General features: G+C 66.3%; 25 protein-coding genes, 6 tRNA genes and 1 pseudogene. 15 read left to right on the forward strand and 17 right to left on the reverse strand.

Annotated elements, in window-relative coordinates:
- Positions 1 to 12: 12 nt before the first annotated feature.
- The 3 genes from NJ1_RS09975 to NJ1_RS09985 are packed head-to-tail and all read right to left on the reverse strand — an operon-like array spanning position 13 to position 3300.
- Positions 13 to 1578: a flavin-containing monooxygenase gene (locus NJ1_RS09975; RefSeq protein ID WP_067690718.1), complete on the reverse strand. Its 1566-nt coding sequence runs from the start codon at positions 1576 to 1578 to the stop codon at positions 13 to 15.
- 7 nt (positions 1579 to 1585) lie between these two features.
- A complete protein-coding gene (locus NJ1_RS09980) occupies positions 1586 to 2446 on the reverse strand; it encodes an SDR family NAD(P)-dependent oxidoreductase (RefSeq protein ID WP_067690721.1) in 861 nt (286 codons plus the stop codon).
- The gene (locus NJ1_RS09985) at positions 2443 to 3300 is read right to left on the reverse strand and encodes an SDR family NAD(P)-dependent oxidoreductase (RefSeq protein WP_067690724.1); all 858 of its coding nucleotides are present in this window, start codon (positions 3298 to 3300) and stop codon (positions 2443 to 2445) included. The genes NJ1_RS09980 and NJ1_RS09985 overlap by 4 nt, the downstream gene beginning before the upstream one ends.
- 495 nt (positions 3301 to 3795) lie before the next feature.
- Between NJ1_RS09985 and NJ1_RS09990 the strand changes: the two genes are divergently transcribed.
- Positions 3796 to 5316, forward strand: a complete 1521-nt coding sequence (locus tag NJ1_RS09990) for an AMP-binding protein (protein WP_067690727.1) — start codon at positions 3796 to 3798, stop codon at positions 5314 to 5316.
- A 38-nt stretch (positions 5317 to 5354) separates the two neighbouring features.
- On the opposite strand, the gene NJ1_RS38885 is transcribed toward NJ1_RS09990, so the two are convergent.
- From NJ1_RS38885 to NJ1_RS10000, 6 genes are all read right to left on the reverse strand, one after another.
- Positions 5355 to 6038: a hypothetical protein gene (locus NJ1_RS38885; protein WP_157573875.1), complete on the reverse strand. Its 684-nt coding sequence runs from the start codon at positions 6036 to 6038 to the stop codon at positions 5355 to 5357.
- Positions 6023 to 6304 carry a M91 family zinc metallopeptidase gene (locus NJ1_RS40955; RefSeq protein ID WP_084477942.1) on the reverse strand — a complete coding sequence of 94 codons (282 nt, stop codon included), beginning with the start codon at positions 6302 to 6304 and terminating at the stop codon, positions 6023 to 6025. The genes NJ1_RS38885 and NJ1_RS40955 overlap by 16 nt, the downstream gene beginning before the upstream one ends.
- Positions 6305 to 6344: 40 nt before the next feature.
- Positions 6345 to 6791: a hypothetical protein gene (locus NJ1_RS38890; protein ID WP_157573876.1), complete on the reverse strand. Its 447-nt coding sequence runs from the start codon at positions 6789 to 6791 to the stop codon at positions 6345 to 6347.
- A complete protein-coding gene (locus NJ1_RS38895) occupies positions 6788 to 7045 on the reverse strand; it encodes a hypothetical protein (protein WP_157573877.1) in 258 nt (85 codons plus the stop codon). Before NJ1_RS38895 ends, NJ1_RS38890 begins: the two co-directional genes overlap by 4 nt.
- Positions 7036 to 7242, reverse strand: a complete 207-nt coding sequence (locus NJ1_RS38900; RefSeq protein WP_157573878.1) for a hypothetical protein — start codon at positions 7240 to 7242, stop codon at positions 7036 to 7038. The genes NJ1_RS38895 and NJ1_RS38900 overlap by 10 nt, the downstream gene beginning before the upstream one ends.
- A 208-nt stretch (positions 7243 to 7450) precedes the next feature.
- Positions 7451 to 8647, reverse strand: a complete 1197-nt coding sequence (locus tag NJ1_RS10000; RefSeq protein ID WP_067690733.1) for a helix-turn-helix domain-containing protein — start codon at positions 8645 to 8647, stop codon at positions 7451 to 7453.
- Here NJ1_RS10000 and NJ1_RS10005 point away from each other — a divergent pair.
- A complete protein-coding gene (locus NJ1_RS10005) occupies positions 8646 to 9398 on the forward strand; it encodes an HAD family hydrolase (RefSeq protein WP_245717316.1) in 753 nt (250 codons plus the stop codon). The two genes, NJ1_RS10000 and NJ1_RS10005, sit on opposite strands and share 2 nt — an antisense overlap.
- Positions 9399 to 9632: 234 nt before the next feature.
- Here NJ1_RS10005 and NJ1_RS10010 read toward each other — a convergent pair.
- Positions 9633 to 9704 (reverse strand) — tRNA-Val (locus NJ1_RS10010).
- 654 nt (positions 9705 to 10358) lie between these two features.
- Between NJ1_RS10010 and NJ1_RS10015 the strand changes: the two genes are divergently transcribed.
- From NJ1_RS10015 to NJ1_RS10030, 4 genes and pseudogenes are all read left to right on the forward strand, one after another.
- Positions 10359 to 10430, forward strand: a tRNA-Gly gene (locus NJ1_RS10015).
- Between the two features lie 25 nt (positions 10431 to 10455).
- Positions 10456 to 10526: transfer RNA gene (locus NJ1_RS10020), tRNA-Cys, on the forward strand.
- Positions 10527 to 10545: 19 nt separating this feature from the next.
- Positions 10546 to 10617: transfer RNA gene (locus NJ1_RS10025), tRNA-Val, on the forward strand.
- Positions 10618 to 10905: 288 nt separating this feature from the next.
- Positions 10906 to 11763, forward strand: a pseudogene (locus tag NJ1_RS10030) (STAS domain-containing protein); the annotation flags it as partial.
- Between the two features lie 163 nt (positions 11764 to 11926).
- On the opposite strand, the gene NJ1_RS10035 reads toward NJ1_RS10030, so the two are convergent.
- On the reverse strand, positions 11927 to 13126 hold the full coding sequence (locus NJ1_RS10035; RefSeq protein ID WP_067690739.1) for a glycosyltransferase: 1200 nt from the start codon (positions 13124 to 13126) through the stop codon (positions 11927 to 11929).
- Between the two features lie 302 nt (positions 13127 to 13428).
- Between NJ1_RS10035 and NJ1_RS10040 the strand changes: the two genes are divergently transcribed.
- The 5 genes from NJ1_RS10040 (at position 13429) to NJ1_RS10060 (ending at position 16035) form a co-directional block, all read left to right on the forward strand.
- Positions 13429 to 13500: transfer RNA gene (locus NJ1_RS10040), tRNA-Gly, on the forward strand.
- Between the two features lie 18 nt (positions 13501 to 13518).
- A tRNA-Val gene (locus NJ1_RS10045) sits at positions 13519 to 13593 on the forward strand.
- 145 nt (positions 13594 to 13738) lie between these two features.
- On the forward strand, positions 13739 to 14923 hold the full coding sequence (locus NJ1_RS10050; protein ID WP_067690742.1) for a PucR family transcriptional regulator: 1185 nt from the start codon (positions 13739 to 13741) through the stop codon (positions 14921 to 14923).
- Between the two features lie 141 nt (positions 14924 to 15064).
- A complete protein-coding gene (locus NJ1_RS10055; RefSeq protein WP_067690745.1) occupies positions 15065 to 15562 on the forward strand; it encodes a pyridoxamine 5'-phosphate oxidase family protein in 498 nt (165 codons plus the stop codon).
- A 35-nt stretch (positions 15563 to 15597) separates the two neighbouring features.
- Positions 15598 to 16035, forward strand: a complete 438-nt coding sequence (locus NJ1_RS10060; protein WP_067690748.1) for a VOC family protein — start codon at positions 15598 to 15600, stop codon at positions 16033 to 16035.
- A 173-nt stretch (positions 16036 to 16208) separates the two neighbouring features.
- Here NJ1_RS10060 and NJ1_RS10065 read toward each other — a convergent pair whose 3' ends face one another.
- Positions 16209 to 17498 carry a glycosyltransferase gene (locus tag NJ1_RS10065; RefSeq protein ID WP_067690751.1) on the reverse strand — a complete coding sequence of 430 codons (1290 nt, stop codon included), beginning with the start codon at positions 17496 to 17498 and terminating at the stop codon, positions 16209 to 16211.
- Between the two features lie 47 nt (positions 17499 to 17545).
- Here NJ1_RS10065 and NJ1_RS10070 point away from each other — a divergent pair, with 47 nt between their 5' ends.
- The gene (locus NJ1_RS10070) at positions 17546 to 18160 is read left to right on the forward strand and encodes a TetR/AcrR family transcriptional regulator (protein ID WP_067690753.1); all 615 of its coding nucleotides are present in this window, start codon (positions 17546 to 17548) and stop codon (positions 18158 to 18160) included.
- A gap of 24 nt (positions 18161 to 18184) precedes the next feature.
- On the opposite strand, the gene NJ1_RS10075 is transcribed toward NJ1_RS10070, so the two are convergent.
- Together NJ1_RS10075 and ribB are read right to left on the reverse strand one after the other, a co-directional pair.
- Positions 18185 to 18859 carry an HAD family hydrolase gene (locus tag NJ1_RS10075; RefSeq protein ID WP_067690756.1) on the reverse strand — a complete coding sequence of 225 codons (675 nt, stop codon included), beginning with the start codon at positions 18857 to 18859 and terminating at the stop codon, positions 18185 to 18187.
- Positions 18856 to 19521, reverse strand: coding sequence for a 3,4-dihydroxy-2-butanone-4-phosphate synthase (gene ribB, locus NJ1_RS10080; protein WP_067690759.1), 666 nt, complete (start codon positions 19519 to 19521; stop codon positions 18856 to 18858). Before ribB ends, NJ1_RS10075 begins: the two co-directional genes overlap by 4 nt.
- Before the next feature lie 312 nt (positions 19522 to 19833).
- Here ribB and NJ1_RS10085 point away from each other — a divergent pair, with 312 nt between their 5' ends.
- Positions 19834 to 20121 (forward strand): hypothetical protein, encoded by a 288-nt coding sequence (locus tag NJ1_RS10085; protein ID WP_067690762.1) that lies wholly within the window; start codon positions 19834 to 19836, stop codon positions 20119 to 20121.
- Between the two features lie 90 nt (positions 20122 to 20211).
- On the opposite strand, the gene fabG1 is transcribed toward NJ1_RS10085, so the two are convergent.
- Both fabG1 and NJ1_RS10095 read right to left on the reverse strand, forming a co-directional pair.
- A complete protein-coding gene (gene fabG1 / locus NJ1_RS10090; RefSeq protein ID WP_067690765.1) occupies positions 20212 to 20931 on the reverse strand; it encodes a 3-oxoacyl-ACP reductase FabG1 in 720 nt (239 codons plus the stop codon).
- Between the two features lie 173 nt (positions 20932 to 21104).
- Positions 21105 to 21566, reverse strand: coding sequence for a DUF4189 domain-containing protein (locus NJ1_RS10095; RefSeq protein ID WP_084477944.1), 462 nt, complete (start codon positions 21564 to 21566; stop codon positions 21105 to 21107).
- Between the two features lie 264 nt (positions 21567 to 21830).
- Here NJ1_RS10095 and NJ1_RS10100 point away from each other — a divergent pair, with 264 nt between their 5' ends.
- Positions 21831 to 22382, forward strand: coding sequence for a dihydrofolate reductase family protein (locus NJ1_RS10100; RefSeq protein WP_067690771.1), 552 nt, complete (start codon positions 21831 to 21833; stop codon positions 22380 to 22382).
- A gap of 227 nt (positions 22383 to 22609) precedes the next feature.
- Here NJ1_RS10100 and NJ1_RS10105 read toward each other — a convergent pair whose 3' ends face one another.
- Entirely contained in the window at positions 22610 to 22963 is a 354-nt protein-coding gene (locus NJ1_RS10105) for a VOC family protein (protein WP_067690774.1), read from the reverse strand.
- 489 nt (positions 22964 to 23452) lie between these two features.
- Here NJ1_RS10105 and NJ1_RS10110 point away from each other — a divergent pair, with 489 nt between their 5' ends.
- Positions 23453 to 25711, forward strand: a complete 2259-nt coding sequence (locus NJ1_RS10110) for an Rv1355c family protein (RefSeq protein ID WP_067690777.1) — start codon at positions 23453 to 23455, stop codon at positions 25709 to 25711.
- The last annotated feature ends 2 nt before the right edge of the window (positions 25712 to 25713 follow it).

A 25713-nucleotide genomic window follows, 5' to 3' on the forward strand; every position in this document is an offset into this window, starting at 1 on the left:
GTCGTCTCCGGATCAGGAGTGCGGGATCAATGCTTGCGCCAGGTCCGCGTGGGCGGCGACGGCGGCGGCTCGCGTCGTGGTGTAGCGGTAGTGGTCCAGCGGGAAATGCCGGTTGCTCCAATACATTTTGGCCTGGGTGGTGGCGCGGAACGCGGGCCCGTCACCCTGGTAGTTGATGTAGTACGTCCGCGAGTCGGCGCAGCCCTGCTTGAACAGATAGGTGTTCTTGTTGCGCGCGTACATACGCTCGAAGTACTCGTCGTGCGGCTGCCGGCGGATTTCGACGCGAGTGGCTTTGCGGCGCAGCGCTTCCTTGATCGCGCGGGCGCTGTGCGCGGCGGTCGCCTCGATGAGCGGGATCACCGACCCCGGCGCGTAACCGTAGGGGCCGAAGATGTGGAACATATTGGGAAACCCCGGCACCGAGACGCCCTCGTAGGCCTGGTATTTGTTCCGGTCCCAGAACTCACCCAATTCGATTCCGCCGCAACCGTGTACGGGATACGGCGGGGTCGCGCCCTTGTCCATGACCTGGAAACCGGTGGCCGTCACCACCATGTCGAACTCGCGCAGGGCGCCGTCCTCGGTGACGATGCCATCCACGGTGAACTTCTCGATCGGGTCGGTGATCAGATCGACGTGCGGCTGGGTGTAGGTCCGGAAGTAGGTGTTCGAGATCGAGGGCCGCTTACAGCCGAGCCGATAGGTCGGGGTGAGCGCGCGGCGCAGTTCGGGATCTCGAATCTGGCTGAACAGATACGCTTTCAGCGCCGCTTCACCGGAGCCGAGTACCGCCGAGGTCAGGCGCGGATAATCCGACAGCGCCAGCCCCAACCCCAGGAAGGCGTTGACCGCGACATTGCCGATGAACCGCACCGCCTGTTGCGCCGGCGGGAAGTCCAGGGCCCGATTACTCCGTGCGCCCATCGCGAAGTCCGGCTTGGGCGCGACCCAGATGGCGGTGCGCTGATACACCGTCAGCTGCTCGACCTTCTCAGCCAACTGCGGAATCACTTGTAGCGCAGTCGCTCCGGTGCCGATCACCGCGACCCGCTTACCGGTGTAGTCGAAGGAATGATCCCAGCGCGCGGTGTGCATGAGCCGGCCGGTATAGCTGTCGATGCCGGGAATCGCAGGCGGCTTGGGCTGTTCCAGAGCTCCTACGGCGCTCACCAGGAATCGTGCGGTGATCTCGTCGCCATCGGTGGTCCGCACTCGCCACAGATCCGCGGCTTCGTCGAAGCGGGCCTGTACCGCCCCGCAGCCCAGCCGCAGTTTTCCGCGCAGCCCCTGCTGGTCCACGACCTCCTCCGCGTAGCGCTGAATCTCGTTGCCGGGCGCGAAGAATCGCGACCAGCGCGAACGCTGCTGGAAGGAGAAGTTGTAGATCGGTGAGGGCACGTCGACGGCCACACCGGGATAGGTGTTGGCGTTCCAGGTGCCGCCGACCCTGTGCCACTTGTCGATGATCAGGAAGTTCTCGATCCCCGCGCGGCGCAGTGCCGCCCCGGTGCCGATGCCGCCGAATCCCGCACCGATGACGGCGACCTCGAATTCCGGCCGGTCCACGTTGTTCATGCCTGTCTCACTTCGTGATTCGGTTCAGCAGTGGCTGGATACGAGGCATCAGACGGTCCGCGAGGTCGAAGGAGCCCACGCTGCCGACCGCGCGGACCAGGCCGGGCGAGAGCCGGAACAGTCCGTATCCGATCCACGCTTCGGGATTGACCGGCACCACGGCGGGATTGCGGCGAATCGACCGCTCGACGACCCGGGCGACCTTGTCCGGCGTGGCGAACGCCAGGGACTGGACCTTGCCCAACTGCGCCCGCCAGGCCTCCTGTTCGGCGGCATCGAGCCCGGCCCGCGTGCCGTGCGCGAGCAGATCGGTGCGGATGGCCCCGGGACAGATGGCGGTGACACCGATCCGCTTGGAGCGCAACTCCACTCGCAGCGCCTGACTGGCCATCAGCACCGCGGCTTTGGCCGCGGCGTAGGCGGGAATGTAGCGGGCCGGGAAGAACGCCGCGCCGGAGGCCAGATTGACGATGTGGCCTTCGATGCCGGCGTCGATCATCTGCCGGGCGAACACGCGGGAGCCGTAGATCACGCTCATCAGATCGATGTCGACGGTGCGCTGCCATTGCGCCGCACCGGTTTCCACGAATCCGCCGGTATCCATGATCCCGGCGTTGTTGACCAGCACATGCGCCGGTCCGAACTCTCCGCGCACCCACTCCGCGGCCTTGTCCCACTGGGCTTCACTCGCCACATCCAGCAGATAGGCGTGGGCGCGCCCACCGGCGGCGGTGATCTCATCGGCGACCGCCTGTGCGGCCGTCTCGTCGATATCGGCCACCACCACCCGATAGCCGCTTTCGGCGAGCAGCCGCGCGGTCTCGCGCCCGATACCCGCACCGCCGCCTGTCACGATCGCAGTTCTCATCGCTGACCACCCAGCACCCGGCTCGACATCCGAATGACCTTCTCCGCCAACGGCATCTGCGCCAGTCCGGTGACCCCGCGCATCACACCGGGTGACAGTCGCGACAGGTACCACCCGGCCCAGGCCTCGATGCCCACCGGAACGGTCGCCAGATTCCAGCGAATCGCGCGTTCGACCGCGGCCGCCACCCGATCCGGAGACCGGCCGAATATCTGTTGTCCCCGAGCGAGTTTCGCGGCCCAATCCGCCTCCGCGGCGGCATCCGCGCCCGCCCTGGTGCCGTTGGCCGAGAGATCGGTGGCGATCAGCCCGGGGCACACCGCGCTCACCCGGATACCCTGCCCGGCGAACTCGGCACGCAACGCCTGCGTGCCCATCCACGCACCGGCCTTGGCCGTCACGTACGAGGGTCCCAGGGCGGTGGGCAGGAAAGCGCCGACGGAACAGATATTGACGATGGCGCCACCCTTGCCCGCATCGACCATGCGCTGCACGAACACTCGTGAACCCAGCAGCGGTCCCATCATGTTGACGGCGATCATGCGCCGCCAGTTCTCGCCGCTCTGCTCCAGGAATCCCCCGGAGATCAGAATCCCGGCATTGTTGACGACCACGTCCGGGACGTCGTGATCGCGCACGATTCGCTCGGCGAAGTCCTCCCACCCGGCGGCGTCGGCCACGTCGAGGCGGCGGAATTCTGCTCGCCCACCCGTTTCCCGCACCCGGGCCACCGTGTCGTTGCCCCCGCGCTCGTCGATATCGGCGACGATCACCGTCGCTCCCCGGGCGGCGAAACGTACCGCAATCGCGCGGCCGATCCCACTGCCGGCACCGGTCACCACCACGACCGTCATGACTGACGCACCCATCGGCCAACAGCAGCCAGATTCGAACATGCCATGCATCGACCCCTTTGTCGGAAGTGCACGACCGGTGCCGACAGCATCGTGATCTGCACTGAATTAGTGGACGGTTTCATCATCAAAATAAACCGTCTCAGACGGGTGCGCAAGAGTCGGCCGAAAATCAGCGATCGGCGATCGGCGATCCGCGGCTTCGGCGAGACGGGCCCGTGCGAGATCTCACCGAAGCGGATGTGAGCGGATGACGCGCGCTGATGGAGGCGTGCGACGACGCCCGTGTCGGCAGAATCGTCGCCGTGGCCGAGCCCCGCGTCGCTAGGACCAGCTGCCGCCGTCAGCGACCATGACGATCACGCGGCGATCAACCGACCGGCCCAGCACGATCCGTTCATTCAGCAGTCCATGGGCCGAAGTCGGGCGACACTGTGAACGGTCGGCCGCACCGGCGAATACCCCACCTGCACAACCCTGTTCGGAGGACTCCCGATGCAGTTTCCGCTCACCGTCAACGACTTCCTCGATCGCGCACGCACCGTCTATCCGGACCGCGTGGCGATCGTCGACGAACCGGACCAGCCCGCGACATCGTGGGGTGAGATCAGCTACGCCCAGCTGTCCGACCGGGCAGCTGCGCAGGCCCGCGGCCTGGATCGGCTCGGCGTGGGCATCGGGGCCCGGGTGGCCGTGGTCTCGCAGAACTCCGCGCGGCTGCTGAGCAGTTTCTTCGGGGTCAGTGGTTCGGGCCGGGTGCTGGTGCCGGTCAACTTCCGACTCGGGACCGACGAAATCGCCTACATCGTCGAGCATTCCGGGGCCGAGGTGCTGCTGGTGGACCCCGCGTTGAAAGAGGTCGTCGATCAGGTCGACTGCCGGGCGAAGTTGATCTTCGGCGCGGACGACGACAAGATCTGGCACGACACCGGTGAGCCGCTCGTCCGGCCCGATATCGCCGAATCCGACACCGCGACAATCAATTACACCTCCGGCACCACCGCACGACCCAAGGGCGTACAGCTCACGCACCGCAATCTGTGGCTGAACGCGAGCGTGTTCGGCTGGCACGTCGGGGTCAACGATCGCGACGTGTACCTGCACACACTGCCGATGTTCCACGCCAATGGCTGGGGTCAGCCGTTCGCGGCGACCGCGATGGGCGTCAAGCAGGTGGTGATCCGGCAGATCGACGGCGCGGAGATCCTGCACCGGATCCGGGACCACGGCGTCACCTACCTGTGTGCCGCACCCGCGGTGATCAGCGCGGTGCTCGAGGCCGCACGCACCTGGGACGGACAGATCCCCGGTCGTGACCGTGTACGGGCCATCGTGGCGGGCGCCCCGCCGCCCACCCGGGTCATCGAACAGGTGCGCGCGGAACTGGGCTGGGAGTTCATTCAGATCTACGGGCTCACCGAAACCTCACCGCTGCTGACCATGTCGCGCATGCGCGGCGAATGGGACGAGCTACCCGCACCACAGCAGGCCCGGCTGCTGGGCCGCGCGGGGGCGCCGGTGCTGGGGGTGCGAGTCGATATCGATCCGACCGGCGAAGTGCTGGCGCAGTCCAACCACAACCTGCTCGGATACTGGAAGAATCCTGCGGCCACCGAAGAAGCCCTGGCGGGCAACTGGTTCCACACCGGGGACGGCGGCACCCTCGCCGACGGCTACCTCACCATCACCGACCGCAAGAAGGACGTGATCATCACCGGCGGTGAGAACGTCTCCTCCATCGAGGTCGAAGACGCGCTGCTGCTGCACGATGCGGTCCGCGAGGCCGCGGTCATCGGTACACCCGACGAGAAGTGGGGCGAGCTCGTCACCGCCCTGGTCGTGACCGCAAGTGAGATCACCGCCGAGGAGCTCATCGCGCACTGCCGCATCCATCTGGCGGGCTACAAATGCCCCAAGCGCATCGAGTTCCGCACCGAATTGGCGCGCACGGCGACCGGGAAACTGCAGAAATTCAAACTGCGCCAGCAGTTCTCGACCGATCCGAACAACCCGTAACCGGCAAGCGATTCGCCCGGCACAACACGGTTCGGTGATCATTTGAAAGCCACTGGGTCCGTGCACAACCGGTGCTGTTGCGTGTAGGAAACCCGCCCGTGGACCGCGAACTCGACACCGCCCGCCTCCTCGAGTCCCAGAGCGGGCGGGTATGGCTGTGGTACGACCCCGAGGCAGAAGACGACACCCACAGGGTCGGACGGAAGTTCAGGTGAACCGCTATCGAAGCCTCCACCGAAAGGGTGGTAGGCCGTCAAGGGACGGGGCACACGGATGGTGCGTGATTCCGTGGTGCCGGGGCGAATGCGCAGTACCCCCACGGACGGCGACGTCGCGAGTTCATGAACTTCGTCGGGCCAATCGAAAAACCGCTGCGCGATTTCAACCTTATCGCCGGCCGGGACAACATATGCGGTCCCCTCCGGCGCAATACCCTTATGTGAGACGAGCGTTGGGACTACCAATTCGAGGTTGCTCTGGTTGACCACGCGCCAGGTAATGGCAAGGTCCCCGGCAACGCTTGTCATGTCGGCATCGAACGCTATCTCGACGGGGAGTGGGGCTCCGCCTGCTAGCGAACCCGGCTCGGATCCGCCGCCTGCTGAGGTGCCGCAAGCGGTGAGCAGCACTGCACAGAAAATACTCGCCGCACAGGCCCGTATCCTCGCACCGAACTGTCCTTCGGCCGAACGCAAATCAATACTTTTCACGATGTGGTGCACCCATCTCCTGGTGTAACCCGTTCTCGGTCAGCTCGAAGCGTGGTCGGGGTCGATACGTTCCGGGTATTCGGATCGTGATCGTGATCGACCGGTAGGCCGGCGGCGACTCCTTCTCCTTGACTGATCCCGGGATCGCGCAGGTCGTCTCCGGCGTACGTGGCTGCATCGAAGTCGCCGTTCATATAGTCGTAGATGTAAGCCATCTCGTGGTAGAGGACCAAACGCGGGAGAGCCGTCATCGATGCTGCACAGCCAAGCTCCTCCATGAGGACACGACCCCAGGGGTTCTCGAGCAGGCGATACGTTCTACAGACGCCCGACTTGCTCGGCCCCGTCCTGACCGTCGGCAGCTTCGTTCACGGCCCGATTCCAGCCGTTCGGTCCCTGCCTCCAGAGATCCATGACTTTCACCTCTCCTCGTTCTTGTTTGATGCGTTGAGCGAGGTCGAGGTAGATCACGTCGGATGTCGAGATGAGAATCTCGTCGACGTCGCGGCGCGTGAGATGGCGGGAGCTGGGCGTGATGATCGCCGCCGCGTCCTCGCTCCATACGATGTTCTTCAACTGCATCAGCGGGTCACCCCGACGAGACACGTCGTAGACGATCGCCGCTACGACATACCCGAGTTTCCCTGCTGCATTGTGTATCTCGATCTCATCATGCTGGCGGTGGTCGCCCGATGCCGCACGCAGGATGTATCCGACTGCGGTCTGACAGCGCTGGATATGCCCGATTGCCGGCCGGATCGTCATTTCTGCCCCGGCCCGTACTCGCTGTAGGCGGGCAGTTTGATCGTGAGTCGCCCCCGATCGGTAAGCCGCCACCTGGCCAACCCTTGCCGCGTTCCCAGAGCCAGCCCCGTTCGCGAAAGTCGCATCAGCGCCTTGCGAGTCGAACTCTCGGTCAAGCCGGTCGAATAGCTCAACTCACGAACGGTTTTCGCGCCGGGAAGCACGGCGCCGGACAACGCACCCAATACCCTTGCTTCGTGTTCTGTCAGCGCCATGGCTGTTGCCTCCAGCGGTTAGCGACAGGAATCGCGGCGTACCTGGCTTCGGTCGCGAGACGAGACCGAATTTGGCTGACGGTCGAAGCGGTGCCAGATTCGCGATGGCGCGCCGTGCGGTCCAGGAAATGCGTGACGGCCAGGATCGCAAAGATCAGGACGAATAGCCCGCCGGCAAGCACAACGATTGCGTCCATTTCTGTTCCCTCCCAGAAGGTCTCGGCAATTGGGCAGTGATGTCTGCCCGGTGCCGGCGAATAGGGCCTCTCCGATCGACGGTTGCGAGGCAGTCACGATGACCGCAGAGGGTTGTCTGGTCGCTCCGCGCACCGGGGACAAATGAAAGGTAGGCCGAGGACGAAGTGACGACCCGGTCCCTGAGACCGGGTTGTCTCGTAGACCGGGTCAGACCGGAATGCCGAGACGATCAGCCAGCTGTACGGCTTGCGAGCGCATGGGAGAGCGTGTGCCCTGAACAAGCCGGCGCACCATGTCGTGCGCGGCCAGGTTGTACTGCAGATCCTCGGGCGCGACCTGCTCGGCATCGAGCAGATGAAGCAGCGTTCCCGTTTCCTGGCGGCGGAGCTCATAGGCGCGCGCCAGGTCCAGCGCGAACGTGAATCGCCTCTCTACCGAAGGGCATTCGGATGTGTCGAGGTGCTCGGCAATTCGTAGCGCCTCGATCGCATCCCCGGCCTGCAGTTCGATTGCAATGGCGTGCAAACCGACATTCAGCGCGCCGAACATGGTGTGTCCGACATTGCCGGCCGGGGACGCCAGCACCGCGACTGGACGCACCTTGTTCAATCGCTCGCGCGCAGCCCACAGGCGACCGGCCCGAGCCTCTGCCATCGCTGCGACCAACTCCAGAGCACCCGTCATGGCAATCGCCGCCGGGGTCGCCCCAGCCTCGGCAAGGACGATCGCCGCGGCGTGCGTGGCGAGTTCGATTGCGGCCTCGTGCTCATTGGAGATCAACAGTGTGTGTCCGAGATTCCAGCGTGCCACCGCGTGTCGAATCGGGTCGTCGGTATCCTCGGCCGCTCGAAGCCCGCGATCGGCCACGAGGTAGGACAAGTCGGATCGCCCGACTCGGCGTGTGACGGTGCGCAGCAGGCCGTACAGGTCGCTGGCGACTGCGGCGACCTTGTGGTGCTCGGGATCATGGCGTCGGCCTCGCAATGTTGCTTCGGTATCCCGAATCAATGCGGGCAGTACGGGCAGCACCTCGCTGTAGCGGTGGCCGCTGCTCTGCCATGTCGTCCACGCGGATTGCATGCGCGTCGCGAGTTCGGGTAGGTCGACGACTTCGCCTCCGCCGGACATGAGCGCGAGCGCCAGGCGGTCACCGCCTCCTGTCGCAGGCGCCGCCGTGTCCGTGAATACGTCACCGAGCAGCACACCCGATTGAACACGAAGAGCGGCCGCGAGTGCCTGAATCACGCAGGCACTGGGGCGTTTTCGGCCGCGCTCGATCTGACCGAGATAGTCCTCGCTGATGCCCGCGAGCCCGGCAACGACGGCTTGCGACTTGCCCGATCGCTCGCGGTGCAGGCGTACCCGTGCACCGATATCGTCATTGGGCCGTGGCGCTTTGGCCATGTACGCCACAGTAAGACTGGAGGTGCCGATCCGTATGGAATTCACTCGGAACAGGATCGATAGCGTCCTTGTCCTGTGGGACATCGACCACACGCTGATCGAAACACGCGGTGTCGGACGCGCATCCTTCGCTGCCGCATTCGAGGAAGTAACCGGCCGTCCTCTGGAACGAATGCCACACATCACCGGCCGCACCGAGCCCGACATCTACGCCGCCACCGCCACCCTGCACGGTCTCGAAAAGCCGCCGCCGTTCCCCTTGTTCGCAGAGGCGCTGGCCGCGGCCTATATCGAGCGACAGGAGCAGCTACACGAACAAGGGCGCGCTACGGCCGGCGCCGAACACGCACTCGCCCACCTCGACTCACTGCCCGGAATCCGACAATCGGTGCTTTCCGGCAATACGCGTGAGGTCTCACGAATCAAGCTCGAAACCTTCGGGCTGCACAAATACCTCGACCTCGAGACCGGTGCGTACGGCGACGACGACGGACACCGACCCTCACTGGTCCCGATCGCACAAGCCCGTGCGGCCCGCCGCAACGGCGGCTTGTTCAACCGACACAACACCGTATTGATCGGCGACAGCCTCGGCGATATCGAGACCGCGCACCAGGGCGGCGCACGAGTGATAGCCGTTGCCGCAGGAGGAACGCCCACTGCGGAGCTGACAACAGCCGACGTGGTTCTCGTCGACCTCACCGACGCACCCGAGATCGCACGCGCGATCCGAGCGCTCACAGGTGCCTAGACATCGATCGATGGTCGGGAAGTGACGCTCGAGAGCACCCTCCGCAAGCCACCAGCGCGCTACGGCCTTCGGGCTGTAGCCCGCACTCGGCTAGAACCCAACAGGCGTACCGAACCTGGGAGTCGCAAACCCGCCTGGTTACCTGACCGGCCACCATTCTTGCGACTCAGGGACAATTAGCCCGAAATATTGCAAAAGAAGCCGCAGGTCAGTGACCTGCGGCTTCTTCTAGAGTGGTCCCAGCTGGGATCGAACCAGCGACCCCTCGCGTGTGAGGCGAGTGCTCTCCCGCTGAGCTATGAGACCGAGGCGGGTGTCTTTCGCGGCGTTTTTCGTGCCGTTCCTGACGGGAGAGAACATTAACATGCACCACCCGCGTGCTACCAAATCGGCTGGAAAACGGGGTGAAACCGGGCTTTCACGGGGGGATCGGGTGGGACACGCGGTGTGGGATGAATGCGACTGACCGGTTTTCGAGACGGTGGGCGGGAGGGAGGGACGCGCGGGTCCTGCGGGCGATTGGGGCTCGCCTTGCGCAGCGTCCGCGCGATTCGCCTCATGTTCCGGTCGCGCCCCGGCTTGTGCAGTGGCCGCCCCCTTGCCCAGTAGATGCAGCCCAACCCTTGCGCAGCAGATGCGCACCTCGCCGTGTGCACCAGCCGCCGAACTCCCCTGCATCCCTGGCGAACCCCTGACAGTGACATCCGACCCGGCGCCGATGCCCGCCCGGCTGGCTCGCACACGTTCAGGAAACCCGGCATTGCACGCGTGACCGCGTCTCCGGAGACCCACCGGATCAATAGGCATTAACCGGAAAACTCGATTTCCAGAACCCACCGAACCACACCCCTGTAGTTCATATTCACCCCCTCTCACCAGGCGATTTGTTGTCCACACAGGTAGTCGGCTAATGTTCTATCCCGTCAGCGGGACCAGCCGAGAGGCCCCCCGGGGACGAATGCGGATGTAGCGCAGTGGTAGCGCATCACCTTGCCAAGGTGAGGGTCGCGGGTTCAAATCCCGTCATCCGCTCGAAGGCCATAACCCGGCCTTGCTTGGCGGTGTGGCCGAGTGGTGAGGCAACGGCCTGCAAAGCCGTGCACACGGGTTCGATTCCCGTCGCCGCCTCTTTTAGAGGCACAAGCAAGCGCGATTAGCTCAGCGGGAGAGCGCTTCCCTGACACGGAAGAGGTCACTGGTTCAATCCCAGTATCGCGCACAGTAAAACGAAGAGCCCCGGTTTCGACTGGGGCTCTTTTCGTTGTCCGGGAACCGATTCCGACCGTTCGGCATCGGAAACGAGGACGGCCCGTGTGGTGGGCGGCTTAGGATGCCTGCAAGGATGACCTCGATCGGACGGCGGATTCTCGGCGTCGACCAGCACGGTGCCGTGCCGCGGGTCGGTGGGCTGCTCGACCTCGCCCGCCGCCGAACCGCGATACTGGGAGCGGACTCTACAGAGAGACGGACGATGCCGGATGTGCCGAGACAGGTACCTTCCTCAGTGATGCCCTCCGACGCCACGCCCCCGGCCGCGCCCAGTCGACTGCTCTCCGAGCTCGTCGAGCACCTGCGCCAGAATCGCACCGCCCTGCGTCAGGAGTGGGCGATGCGGATCAAGGACGCGCAACTGCTCACCGCCATGACCGCCGAGGAGATCTTCTCCGAGGCGACGTCGGTGTACGACAACTACGTCGAGGTGCTCGAGACCGGCGCGGTCGAGGCGCTGCGGAACTACGCGCGGAACCTGTCCGAGCGGATCATTCCGCGCGGCGTCGAGACCGACGAGGTGCTGGGGATCATCCTGCTGCTGCGGGATGTGCTGGCGCGCAGCCTGTTCGAGAAGTATCAGTCCGACTTCGAGCTGCTGAACCGGGTGCTGGACGCGTACGAGCCGGCCGCGAATCGCATCGCCAATACCGTGGACGTCTCGTTCGTGGAGGAACGCGAGCGGATCATTCGTCAACAGCAGGAAGCGATTCGGGTGCTGTCGACGCCCATGCTTCAGGTGCGTGAGCAGTTGCTCATTCTGCCGATCATCGGGGTGCTGGACAGTCAGCGGGCGCGGCAGCTCACCGAGCAGTTGCTGTCGGCGATTCGGGGTAATCGAGTCAAGGTGGTGGTCATCGACATCACCGGTGTGCCGACGATCGACGCGACGGTCGCGAATCACCTGGCGCAGACCATCGACGCCTCCGGGTTGATGGGTGCGAGCATCATCATCACCGGTGTGTCTCCGGAGATCGCGCTGACGCTGGTGACCATCAACCTGGATCTGTCGAAGATGAATATCGTCGGCGATCTGCAGGGCGGGATCGAGGAGGCGGAGCACCTGCTGGGCTACGAGGTGCGCCGGGTGAGCGACTCGCAGCCGAATCAGGTTGCCCCCAAACGGGTTCCCGGGCCGGCGGTGCCCAAGCAGGATGCGCCCCCTCCCCCGCGCCCGGCGCGGGTTCAGGTTCGATTCCGGGGACCCGCGTTGCGCATGTCGGGACCGGTTCAGCGCCGGACCTGAGATCCGTTGCGGCTCAGCGGGTTCCCAGTTCGACTACTCGTTTCGCGGCTTGGACGGCACCGTCGGCACGCACGGTGGGCGCGATGGATCGGGCGCGGTCGCCGATCTCCGGGGTCAGGACTCGGCGCAGGGCGTCGGTGAGCGAGTCCGTGGTGGGTTGTTGCCCGGCCGCGTGGGCGACGCCGATTCCCAGGTCCTCGACTCGTTGCGCCCAGTAGAACTGGTCGAAGCGCTGGGGAACTACCACCTGGGGCGCTCCCGCGGACGCGACCGTCGCGGTGGTGCCCGCTCCGCCATGGTGCACGGCTGCGGCGACTCGAGGGAACAGGGCGCGGTGGTTGACCTCGCCGACCGCCAGGCAGTCGGGTGCGTCGTCCACGAGGCCGAGTTCGGCCCAGCCGCGCAGGATTATCGCGCGACGGCCCAGCGCGCGGGCCGCGTCGATGGCCGCGCGGGCGGTCTCGGGGGCGACCTGCATGCTGCCGAAGCCGAAGTAGATCGGCGGATCTCCTGCCGAGAGGAAGTCCTGCAGCTCTCTCGAGAGCGGGCGCTCGTCGTGGGCCAGCCAGGCACCCGGCTGCCATACGTTCAGCGCCGAGGGCGTCGGCCAGGGGCCGAGAACGGGGTCCGCGGCGAGCCACGGGTGGTCGGTGAAGATGTAGGGCTGCACGTCGGTGATCGGTTCGGATCCGGCCTGCTCGCGGTGGAGGTTCAAGGCCTCCAACCAGACGTCGTTCCAGCGTTGCGCGTCCTGCTGCCATTGGGTGGGGATGTCGGCGGTGGTGTCCACGCCCAGCCCCAGCGGGGGCGGCGCCAGGTGGTCCGAGGGCAAGGTGTTCGCCGCGAAGGCGGCATAGACGTACGGGATTCCCAGCTGGTCGGCGATGGTGTGCGCGGCGATCTGCAGTGCGCCGCAACCGACTACGACCGCGCACCCTCGCGCCGCCGGGCCGAGGGCGTCGAACTGATCCTCTACGGTGCCCCGAATCATCGCGCGACGTTCCTCGGGCGTGGGCAGACCTCGCGTTTGATCGACCTTGCGCACCTCGGGCCCGACCGGCACGAAGGGCAACCCGAATCCCGCTATCAGTTCGCGGAAGTCCGGTGGTGCGCACACGCGGACCTCCGCGCCCAGCGCCACCAATTCGACGCCCAGTGCCAGCGTCGGCTGCACTTCCCCGCGCGACCCGATGGTCGACAGCAGAACACGCATCGGAACCCCTCTCGATTTCGTCTCGACCAGCAGTTATAGACCTCCACCGGGGTCTTGCCACAAGGGGGCGGGTGCGATATACAGTGAAATGGGAGAAAGAGTTCGGCCGGGGCCGGGCTCTATTTTTCCGCCCGGGCGCTGCGCTGATCGGCAGTCGGCGCGACTACCGGAATCACGGAAGTGGCTGCCTCGCAGGACACGCCGATTCCCCCGCTGTCCAGGCGATTTGCAATCATCACCCGGTTGTACGCTAATGTTCTCTCTCGCAAGCCGATCGGCCCCCGGAGCCCCGGCAAGCGAATGCGGATGTAGCGCAGTGGTAGCGCATCACCTTGCCAAGGTGAGGGTCGCGAGTTCGAATCTCGTCATCCGCTCTAGAAACACCCACACCCGCGCGATTAGCTCAGCGGGAGAGCGCTTCCCTGACACGGAAGAGGTCACTGGTTCAATCCCAGTATCGCGCACCACTTTTCGTTCGCTTCGGCGAGATTCCGCGGGTACGAGTCCGCTCGGGTTTCGAATTCGGCTCCCATCACCTCCCCGCAATGCCGCCCTCTTCGATCACCGGTGCCGTAGGGACTGTCGCAGAGCTGCGGCGATAGCATCGCGCCCATGAACGACGACCCCGACTCCTTCACCGTCCGTGCCTGTCGCACGCTCCTGGCCGGAGTCGACGATCTGGTCGTCGAGGTGGCCGCGGTCATCGAGGGCACCGAACCCGCTTACGGAGCATCCGATCTGATCGACCATCGGGAACTGACCGAGTCCAATCGGGCGAATCTGGTGGCGGTGCTCGAGCATCTGTGCGGAGCCACACAGCTGGGTCTGGACACCGCCCGTGCCACCGGGCGCCGCCGGGCGGAGCTGGGTGTACCGCTGGAGGCGGTGCTGCGGGCCTACCGGCTCGGCACGCGGGCGGTGTGGGACCGCATAGTGACGATGGCCGGGGACGATCCGGATGCGAAGCAGGAATTGCTGGACTCGGCGAGCGAGATCTGGCGACTGGTCGACGATGTCTCGCAGGCGCTGACGTTCGGGTTCCAGGAGTGGGTCACCGCGCAGGCCCATCATGACGCGCGGCTGCGGGACGCGGCGGTGGACGTGCTGCTGTCCGGCAACGCCGACGCCGTTCGCCGGCGTGAGAGCGCCGATCGGTTGCGGCTGCCGCAGACCGGGGACTTCGTGGTGATCTGCGCGCGCTCCACCAGCACCGCGACGGAGACGATTCCCGGGATCGGGGCCGCGCTCACCGCGCTCGGGGTCCGCTCGGCCTGGCGGGTCCGGCCCGAGAGCCAGGTCGGGATCGTCGCGCTGACCGCGACCTTCACCGTCGAACGTCTGCAGGCGGCGCTGACGGAACGCACGCTCGGACCCACGGGCATCGGCCCGGCGCAGTCGGGGCTGAGCGGACTCTCCGACGCCCTGCGGCTCGCCGAATTGACCTCTCTCGCAGCGCAATCCATGCCTGATTTGGTCGTGCGTCACGAACAGGCGCTGTTGCCGGTGCTGCTGGCGGGCGCGCCTGATCTCGCGAGCGGCATCGCGACCGCACGGCTCGGGCAGTTGCTGGGGTTGTCCGGCAATGATCGCGACGTGCTGCTGCAGACGTTGCGAGCCTGGTACGACTGCGCGGGCGAGGTGTCGGCCGTGGCGCGAACGCTGTTCTGCCATCGCAATACCGTGCGCTTCCGGCTCAATCGGGTGACCGAGCTGACCGGGTTCGATCCCGCTACGCCGTTGGGCGCCGCGGAACTGTATCTGGCGTTGCACGCGCACGACATCAGCGTCGCGAAGTAGTTCGCGGACCTGCGGCAGCGGCGAGATGACGTCTGCGCGAAAAGTTTTTTCGCCGTGGATGTCGAGAACCGTCGAGGGGCTCCGTCCCAGGGGTAGGAACAGGCACAGAGCCTGATCGATACCGACGAAGGAGCGATCGCCATGGAGCAGCACCGGATCACCGAGATCCTGGACCGTCCGATCAGTCAGGAGTTGCTGGCCCGCGACCTGCTGCGCATGGCGTACGTCGCCAAGGACGGCACGCCGCGCAGTATCCCGATCGCGTTCGCGTGGAACGGCTCGGAGATCGTGCTGTGCACCACGAAGAACGCCGCGAAACTGCATGCGCTGCGGCACAATCCGCAGGTCGCGCTCACGATCGACACCGAGGTGCATCCGCCGAAGATCCTGCTCGTGCGCGGGCGGGCCGAACTGGATGTGGTGGAGGGTATTCCGCACGAGTACCTGGAGATGAACGGCAGCTACGAGATGAGCGCCGAGCAGCGTGTCGAGTGGGAGGCCGAAGTGCGCTCGCTGTACGACGGGATGGTCCGGATCGTCATCACCCCGACGTGGGCGAAGCTCATCGACTTCGAGACCACGCTGCCCAGCGCGGTCGAGGAACTGATCCAGCAGCGCGCCGAGCGTCAGCACGCCTGAAACCTGAACGAGCCGCAACGAACCCAGGAGAAAACATGACCGTCCATCGCATGGATCACGTCGGCATCGTGGTCGAGGACCTCGCAGCCGCCATCGCCTTCTTCCTCGAACTGGGGCTCGAGCTGGAGGGCCGCACGAACGTCGAGGGTGAATGGGTCGACCAACTCATCGGCCTGGAGGACGTGCGCGCGGACCTGGCCTTCGTGCGCACTCCCGACGGCCACGGCCGCGTCGAACTCTCCACGTTCAACTCCCCGCGGACCAGTACCCCCGCACCTCGCGCACCGGTCAACGTCCCGGGTATCCCCCGCCTCACCTTCGTCGTCGACGCCGTCGAGGAGACCTATGGGCGCCTGCGGACCCACGGTGCCGAACTCGTGGGTGAGATAGCGCAATACGAGGACATCTGCCGCTACTGCTACCTTCGCGGACCGGCCGGGGTGATCATCGGGTTGGTCGAGGAACTCCGCTGAGCAGCACGAGTCCCGGCCCTGCCGGTGGCTCGCTCGCCACGGGTGCCGGCCTGAACCCCGCAAACATCAGGCCGGAACCGGCTGCGACATGCTGTCCCAGACAATGTAGTCGAGCTGGTCGACGCCGTCCACCCCCGAATTTGCCAGAGGTGCGCCGAGCGACGGCGGATCGGTCAGGTGGTGCCTTGCCGGTCGGCGACGGCTGCGGTGAGTTCCTCGGCGATCGCGTCGTGTGGGCGATATCGGGCACACGAGAGCGCGAGGGTGCGGGCGGCGGCGCGGTGTTCGGGCTCGTCGAGAATCCGCCGCACGGCCGCGCGGATCTGTTCGACGGCCGGGCGTTCGGTGCACAGGTCCATCCCGACACCGAAGTAGCGAACGTGTGCGGCGACTTCGCGTTTGTCCTCGCCACCGGGGGCGACGAGGACGGGAACGCCGTGAGCCAGCGCGGTGGTCACACCGCCGTAGCCGCCGTTGGTGACGAAGAGATCGGTGCACGGAAACAGCGCCGCGTGCGGAATGAACTCCGCGGCACGGACATTGGGCGGAAGTGAGCCGAGGCGCTCGACCGGTTCACCTCCGGTGGTGACGACAACGAGCAGATCGGAGTCGGCGAGTGCGTCGATCGTCGGGCGGATCAGCGTGGCGAGATCCGCGTTCGCGGCGGCTCCCTGGCTGACGTGCACGACGCGGCGATCCGGGAGCTCGGACCACCACCGCGGAAGGGCCACCCGCGCCGGTGCGGAATCGAGGCCGAGGGAGCCGACGAATCGGAATCCCGGCGGCAGGTCGCGGCGCGGATACTCGAACTCGGCGGGTCCCAACTGCAGGTAACGGTCGTAGTGCCGGGCGATGCCGAACAGCCCGCCGTCCAACCCGTGCCCGGCCACGGATCGGACCGCATCGTCGGCGGCGCGATTCACACTCCGGAATGCCATGGCGGTGACTGCGTTCAGGGTGCGATTGCGGACTCGCCCCAGCGCGCCCGCTGCGGGCACCAGGCCCGAGTTGTACGGCGGGACATCAGGTCCCGGCATCGACACCGGGGACACGCCGAGGGCGATCACCGGCATACGCCCCGGACCGCGCAGCATGGGCAGCGCACCGAGGAACATGGAATCGACGACCACGGCGTCGGGGTCGAGGTCGTGGACCGCGGCGGCGACGTCCCGCGCCTGAGCCGGGATCGGGTCGATGAACATTCGACGCAACTGATACCGGGCCAGCCCCAGCCCGCGGTAGCGATCACGATCGGGCAGGAACGAGTCGGGGTCACGGTCGTTGATGTCAGCGGCACCGCTCGAGGACCGAAAGTCGATTCCCGCGTCTTCGACAATCGAACGGAATCGCGATCCGGTGAGAACGGTGACCTCGTGGCCACGCTCCCGCAGACCGGACGCGACGCCCAGTACCGGATGTACATGTCCCCCAGCCGGAGTGGCGCACAACAGGTATCGACTCATCCCAACCCCCTTTTCGATAGAGTCGACTATATCGAAAGTGAGGACATATGCCACGCCGTTACGACAGGAGCCGACGCGCGGCCCGGGCCGCCGACACCCGCACGCGGATACTCGATGCCGCGCGCGAGCTGTTCACCACCCGAGGATTCACCGCCACGACCGTCACGGACATCGCCGACCGCGCCGGAGTCGCGGGGGCCACGGTCCACGGGGCCGGCACGAAGGGCACGCTCCTCCTCGAGGTCGTCATGCGCGAATTCACCGGCGGTGGAGCGGTTCTCGACACGGACGACCTGCGCGGCGCCTTCGCCGATCCCGACACCGGCCGCGCCCTCGATACCGCCGCCGCCTTCCTCACCTCGGCGCATGCCCGGTCCGCTCGACTGTGGGGCGTCGTGCGCGACGCGGCCGGAATCGACGCCACCGTGGCGCGGCGCCTGGAAGAACTCGAACGCATGCGAAGAGACGAATTGCACACGGCGGCCGCATGGTTCGTCGCGCACGGTCTCGCCGAGCCCGGTCGTGAGGGCACGGTCGCCGACGTTCTCGCCTTCGTCACGGATACGAACGCCTACCAGCATTTCGTTCTTACCTGCGGCTGGTCCGACGACGAGTATCGAATGTGGCTGCGACACCAGCTCACACGGGTGGGAGGTTCCTGAGGCGGGCGCAGACTGCGTGCTGGATCAGCGGGCGGGGGTCATTTCGGTGAGGGCTCCGTGCAGCCACAGCGTGGCCCGGGCGGCGGTGGGGGCGAGGTGATGGGCCAGGTCGGACTCGGGAGGTCGGCGGGTCGCGGGCCAGCTGGGGATGGCGAAGACCCGCATGCCGGCGGCGTGGGCGGAGCGGATGCCGTGGGCCGAGTCCTCCACCGCGACACAGGATTCAGGTCGCACGCCGAGGAGGGTTGCGGCATGGAGCCAGGGGGCGGGGTGGGGTTTGGTGTCGGGGTGGTCTTCGCGGGCGACTATGACCGACAGGGTGTCGGCGAGGCCGAAGTGGGCGAGGGTCGCGTGGACGAAGCGGCGAGGGGACGCCGAGACCACGCCGGTGGGGACGTGAGTGGTCGCGGTGGCGAGAAGGGTTGGGACGCCGGGCAACAGGGGGATCTGGCCGGCGTCGATTCGGTCGAGCATGAGATCGACGCAGTCCTCGGTCACCCGATCGGGTGAGTCGAGTCCGCAGACCGCGGCGAGATACCGCGCCCAGTCGCCGTGGCCGTGGGTTCGGGTGCGGTCGGCGTCGGTCCAGGTGTGGCCGTGGTCGGCGGCGTAGTCGGTCCAGCAGCGGTCCCATGGGTCCATGGTCGCGACAAGAGTCCCGTCCAGGTCGAACAGGACCGCTGCGATGCGATCGGTCATGCGCGAACGACGGCCGGGGACCGGACCTCGGCTTGCCGGGCGATGAGCTGATCTATCGAAATCAGCGCCAGCCCATGGGTATCGGCGAATGCGCGCAGTGCGGGCAGGCGCATCACCGAGCCGTCGTCATGGCAGACCTCGCTGATGACGGCCACCGGCGACAAGCCCGCCAGCCGCATCAGCTCCACGCCCGCCTCGGTGTGGCCCTGCCGGGCCGCGAGCCCGCCGGGGTGCGCCCGCAGCGGGAACACGTGGCCGGGGCGCTGCAGATCCGCGGCGGTCGTGGCCGGGTCGGACAGGGCGCGCACGGTGGCGGCGCGGTCGGCGGCGCTGATGCCCGAGACCACTCCGGCCTTGGCGTCGACGGTGAGGGTGAACGCGGTTTCCTTGCAGTCCTGGTGCAGATCGGTCATCAGTGGCAGACCCAGCAGGTCCGCGCGGTCGGCCGGCATCGGGGCGCACACCACGCCGCCGGTGTAGCGGATGAAGAATCCCAGTAGCTCGGGGGTGGCCAGTTCGGCGGCCATGATGAGATCGCCCTCGTTCTCCCGGAGTTCGTCATCGACCACGATCACCGCCCGGCCCGCGGCGATCCGCCGCACCGCGTCGTCGAGGTCGTCGAGAAGGTTCATCCGATCCTGCGTGCTCGTTGTGATGGTCATCGTCGGTGGCTCCGCCCTGTCTCGGGGATGGGATCACGCACTCAACGCAAGCAGAAGATCAACGAAACAAGATCATTATCCTCCGTGTCGCACGAGTCGCGCACCGGCACCCGTCTCACCACGGCCTGGCCGGGGCATCTCCTGGAAATTCGCGACCGACCCGCACCCGGCCGGTCGGAGCGCGGTGACGCGGACCATGGTTAGGTTTGCGTGAAATTAGCTAATGCTTGACAGGTAGCTGCACGATGATGTGATGAGCGACCAGTTCGATTTGATCCGATGATCGATCCGTTCCGAGGAGGGCACCCGGTAATGAAGCGTTTCGCACTGATGACGGCGATTGTGACGAGCGCGGTCGCGATGCCGCTGATCGCGGCGACCACCGCACACGCCGATGTGTGGCAGCCCGCACCCGGCATCTCGATCCCCCTGCCCGACGGCCTGTTCACCGGCAGCGCGGGCGTGACCCCGAACCCGCCGCCGCCCGGACCGGCGCACGTCGAGGGCGAACCCTGCGGGGACAACGGCGGCCACTGGGTGCATCTCGACGGTGGCAATGCCGCGCACTACGGGACCGAATGGTTGTGCCGCGTCGGCTGATTCGATCCGACTTCGATGGAAGGCCCACGCCCCGAGATGGTTTCGGGGCGCGGGCCTTTCCGTGTTCGGGAACGTTGCCGGCGACGAGTGTCAGTGACCCATGCCGAGACCACCGTCGACCGGGATGATGGCGCCGGAGACGTAACTGGATTCGTCGGAGGCCAGGAAGCTGATCACGGCGGCGACTTCTTCGGGTGCGCCTATGCGTTGCATGGGGATCGCCTGCTGGGCCAGCTGCTGGTATTTGTCGTCGAGAGCCTGGGTCATATCGGTGTCGATGAAGCCGGGGGCGACGACGTTTGCCGTGATGGAGCGGGAGCTCAGTTCACGGGTGATCGATCGAGCCAAACCGATCAGGCCCGCCTTGGAGGAGGCGTAGTTCGCCTGGCCGGGGGTTCCCGCCATGCCGACGACCGAGCCGAGGAAGATCAGCCGACCCCACCGGGCACGGAGCATGGAACGGCTCGCGCGTTTGGCGACGCGGAACGCTCCGGTGAGATTGGTGTCCAGGGTGCGTTCGAACTGCTCCTCGCTCATCAGCGTGAACAGCATGTCGTCGGTGATACCCGCGTTCGCGATGACCACTTCGACTTCACCGTGGTGCTCGGCGATTTCGGTGAAGGCCGCGTCGATGGAGGCGGCGTCGGTGACGTCGCAGCGCACACCGAGAAGTCCTTCGGGGGCGTCGGGTCCGCGGTGCGTGACCGCGACCCGGTGACCGTCCTCGGCGAGCCGCCGGGCGACAGCCAAGCCGATGCCGCGGTTGCCACCGGTGACAAGGACCGATCTCGGAGTGGTCGGTTTCGACATGCACGTCCTAACGTCGAGTTCGCTGCGCCGTAATGCTCAGCCTCACTGAGCATTACGGTTCACGCAGCACTCCGCATGAGCGGATTCCCCCAATCTCGACGGCAAAGATTCGGGGCTCCTGACACTCCGAGGTCGACGCCGATCCCCTCAGAAGTAAAGGCCGCAAGGTCGGTTCATCCGGTGCACTGGGTGGCCAGGACGTGGTTGGGGCCGCGGACGTAGGTTTTCCAGACCGGGTCGTTGAGCATCGGGGCCAGCCAGGCGTCGAGTTCGGCGAGGGCGTTGCGTTCGGCTTCCTCGGCGGTCGCGCCCAGGCCTGTGCGCTGGACCAGGGAGCCGGCGGCTTCGGCTACCGAGGCGCAGCCGTTCGACCAGCTGACAGCGATCTTGCAGCTGTAGCGGCAGTGGGCGATGGCGTCGCGCTCGGCGGATGCCTGATCGGGGTAGTTCCAGGTGGTGCCGAAGTTGCTGCGGAAACCGCCGGGGATGTTCGCGTCCTGGACGAGCTCGCCGGTGGCGATCGCACCGTAGTACTTTCCGTCCGGACCGCGTTCGGCGTTGGCCGCCGCGCCGCTCATTCCCACCAGAGCGAGGGTCGCCACCCCTACCGCCGCTGCCCTTCGAAATACCGACATCACAGATCTCCCCTCCCAGAAGGCTTCCGATGAAAAGCCAGACTGATCTTGAAGGGTGAGCTGAGGCTTGTCCAATTCGGGTGCGCTGCTTGCTCGGTGCGAGTGGTAGTGCGCTGTCGACCGAACGCACACACCCAGCGACGAACTGGGCCTTCCCGGCGGCACGTGCAACGCGGGATGCTCGGATCCAGCGAATATCCCGCGATTGCTGGTGTGATTCGGTGAGGATCGATGAGTTTCGAGTGTGGAGGAGGTCTACCCGATATGAGGAAACTGAACTATGGGTTCGGCGTGTCTCTGGACGGTTATGTCAATGACCGGGACGGGGGCATCGACTGGACCGATCCGGACGACGAGCTGCATCAATTCCACAACGACAGGTTCCGCGAGATCGACATCTCGCTGAACGGCCGCAGGCTGTACGAGCTGATGGCGGAGTACTGGCCGCACGTGCCGCAGGACGCGCCCGCGATCCAGCACGAGTTCGCCGAACTCTGGACGTCCAAGCCCAAGTTCGTGTTCTCGCGGACGCTCACCGAAGTCCAGTGGAACAGCACACTGATCAGTGAGAACGCCGTCGAGGAAGTCCGCAGGCTCAAAGCCTCGGGCGACGGCGTCATGGAGGTCGGCGGCGCGAACCTCGCGGCGTCACTGATTCCGCACGGGCTCATCGACGAATACCAGGTCTACGTCTCCCCCGTGATCCTCGGCGGCGGCACCCCGATGTTCCCGTCCCTGGACAAACGCGTCGGGCTCCGGTTGGTCGAAACGAGGAATTTCAAGACCGCGGTGATGCTCCGCTACGTCGTCGACTGAAGCACCTGTCGACCGCGGCTGGCCGCTCGAGCACCACCGCACAAGGATCAACCGGCCCTTCGAGTCGGCAAAAGCGTTGGAGCCCACAGGCATCGACGCAGCCTCACCATGTCGTGGCCCCGGCTCCAGCTGCCCGCGGTATCGCTGGGCTTTCGCGCGGACGGCTGCGCCGGGGGCTTCGGGGCATGTGCGGCCCGGGGTGGGTGTCCGGGCACGAGCCGGGCGAATCAGCGGTAGTGCACGAGGCAGAATTCGTGGCCCTCGGGGTCGGTCATGACGACGACCGTGCCCTCGTCGTAGTCGTGGCGTTCGCCGGTGGGGTGGCCGCCCAGTGAGATCACTTGGGAGACAGCGTGATCGAGGTCGTCGACGGTGATGTCCAGGTGTAGGCGGACCTTGCCGGTCTTGGGCTCGGAGACCGGCTGGAAGACCAGGCGGGGTTGGGGGTCCTCGGGGTGGCCGAGGTAGACCCAGCCCGGTTCGGAGGGGCCCGGCGGGCGGTCGAGCAGGGCGCTCCAGAAGGTTGATACCCGGGTCACGTCGAGACAGTCGATCGTTACTCCGGACCAGCGATTTCCCATGTCCTCAGTATTGCGCGGCGCAGGTCACCCGTCGCATAAGAGTGGCCGCGTTCGCATCGCGGGGTTCCGGTTGCCGATTCGGTAGCCGGGAATTTCGCGCGCCCGCCGAAGGACCCGAGTCACCGCGCACAGTGACGCGGCACACTCCGGGCGAACCCGTGACGCCGTGCGTACCGGAACCGCGCGTTTGTGCAAGCACCACAACGATATTCGACGCAGGGTGTGCACGGGCCCATTGCAGCGCGACGCGTGGCGACACACGATGAGCTTGTTCGTCGTGCGCAGTGGAGCTCACGCGCTCCACCCCTGCTCCAGCACGCAGTCCAGCCCCTGCGCCCGGAGCCGAGCATTCACCGCTCGTCGCACACGGCAGCTATCCCACATCTCCTGGCGCACAACGATGTGCTCGATGAAACCTGCCTGCATGCCGGTACCGATGCAGTGCGGTCACGCGCTCATGACATGGGCTCCGAATCTCGGAGGAAACATATGCAATTCACTGGTCCCGCACTGTCGGACTATATCGAAAGTTATGTTCCGCCAACCCTGTTTCGGCTCTCCGATGCCGCGGACGTCGCCGCGCTGACCGAGCTCGAACAGTCCGGCGCGATCGCCGCCCGGCACGACATGCTCACCCTGCAGCTGGAGAATCTGGCCAAGATCCGCACTCCCGAACGCGGGCGCATGGGTGATCGGGACGATGTCTTCGAGCAGCTCGTCGGGGGGCGGCCCCGGGACGAGATCGGCGTATGGGTGTTCTACCCGTGGTCGGGCAAGTTGGTGCACATCCTCGACGAACCCGAGTTCGTGCAGGTCCGCACCGCGGCCAACCGCAACAAGCTCACCTCCCAGGAGCAGCGGGCACTGGCGGGCAAGACGATCGGCATCCTGGGTCTCTCGGTCGGCAATGCCGTGGCCCTCACCGTCGCCGCCGAACGCAGCGTGGGCGGCATCAAGCTCGCGGACTTCGACGAGCTGGACCTGTCGAACCTGAATCGGTTGCGGGCCAACGTCTCCGATCTCGGCGTGAACAAGGCGGTGCTGGCGGCTCGTCAGATCGCCGAGCTCGACCCGTACCTTCAGGTCGAGGTCTTCCACGAGGGCATCGACGATCTGAATGTCGACGCCTTCTTCGACGCGGGCCGCGCGGTCGACATCCTGGTCGAAGAGTGCGATATGCCGTGGATCAAGATCCTCTCGCGCGAGCATGCCCGTCAGCGCGGCATTCCCGTGCTGATGGAGGCCAGCGATCGCGGCATGCTCGATATCGAGCGCTTCGACCTGGAACCGCAAAGGCCCCTGCTGCACGGCTTGGTCGGTGACCTCACCACCGAAGAACTCGCGACCATGGACCGCGACGGGCAACTCGCGGCGATGGCCACGATCGTCGGCGTCGACGACATCTCCGACCGCACAGCGGTATCGGTGGTCGAGATGGATGCCACGCTGACCACCTGGCCGCAACTCGCCTCGGAGGTCAATCACGGCGGCGCGGTGGTCGCCACCGTGGCGCGCGCGATCCTGCTCGGTCACGATGTGCCGTCGGGGCGGCGGCATGTGGAGTTGCCCTACGGAATCGGGCGCACGCCGCACGAGAGCCTCTCCCCGGCATCGGTTCCCGAGCCCGAAGCGGCGGTCGGGCAACTGCCGGAGGATATTCGCGCCATCCTCGAACTGGCCATGCGCTCGCCGTCCGGCGGCAACACCCAGCAGTGGCGGTTCGCGGTGTGCGGACGGGTGATCGACGTCGTGCACATGCCCGAGCGCTCGATCACCCACCGGCTCTTCGACGGTCGCGAGACCGTGCGCCGGGTGGTGCTCGGAGCGGTGACCGAGAGCATCGTCGTCGGCGCGCGAGCCCGGGGGCTGACCGTCGAGGTCGAGTACGACCCCGAGGGCCCGGATTCGCTGGTCTACACCCGGGTCACGGTCGGCGAGAGCGGCCCCGAGGCCACCGCGGCGGAGGTCGCACTCGGTGCGGCACTGAGCAACCGCTACAGCGAGCGCACCCGTGAGGCGGGCCGGGCGCTCACCGACTCGGAGGTATCCGCGCTGCACGAGGCCGTGGCGGCGTACTCCGCCCGACTGTGGCTCAGCGGCGACGAGGAGGTCAAGCACGTCTACGGCGAGGGCACCGCGGTCGGCAACCGGCTGCGCACTCTCGTGGCGGAAATGCATACCGAGACCTTCGACGAATTCTATTTCCGCTCCGATGAACCGGACCGCGAAGACGGTGTGCCACTGGAGAATCTGGGCATCCTCCTGCCGGAGCGCATCGCGCTGCGAATCCTGAGTCGCCCCACGGTCGCCAAGTTCCTGCACGAGCGCGGCGAAGGGGCCGGGCTCCTCGAATACACCCGCACCTGGGCGGCCGGGGCCTCCGCGGTCGGTGCGATCACCGCCGCCGGGGACACCCGCCGCGATTTCGTGGAGGCCGGTCGGGCCGTGCAGCGAATGTGGCTCGCGGCCACCGCACTCGGGGTCGGCGTGCATCCCACCACCTCGCTCATGTTCGAGGCCGAGATGCTCAGCGTGCCCGAGGGCGAGGTCTTCACCGCCGAGGAGCGCGCCGAAATCGACACTCGGATGGCGGAATTCCGCAAGGTCCTGGTCGCCGATACCGACGCGCCGCTGGCCATCGTGTTCCGGGCGGTCGCCGGGCCCCTCACTCCCGATCTGGTGCCCGCACCGCGCCGCCCGCTCGCCCTGCACCTCGATATTCGCACCGCGACAACGGAATCGGCGTGATT

Origin of the sequence: Nocardia jejuensis NBRC 103114 (assembly GCF_001613145.1) — a bacterium.
GTDB lineage: Bacteria > Actinomycetota > Actinomycetes > Mycobacteriales > Mycobacteriaceae > Nocardia > Nocardia jejuensis.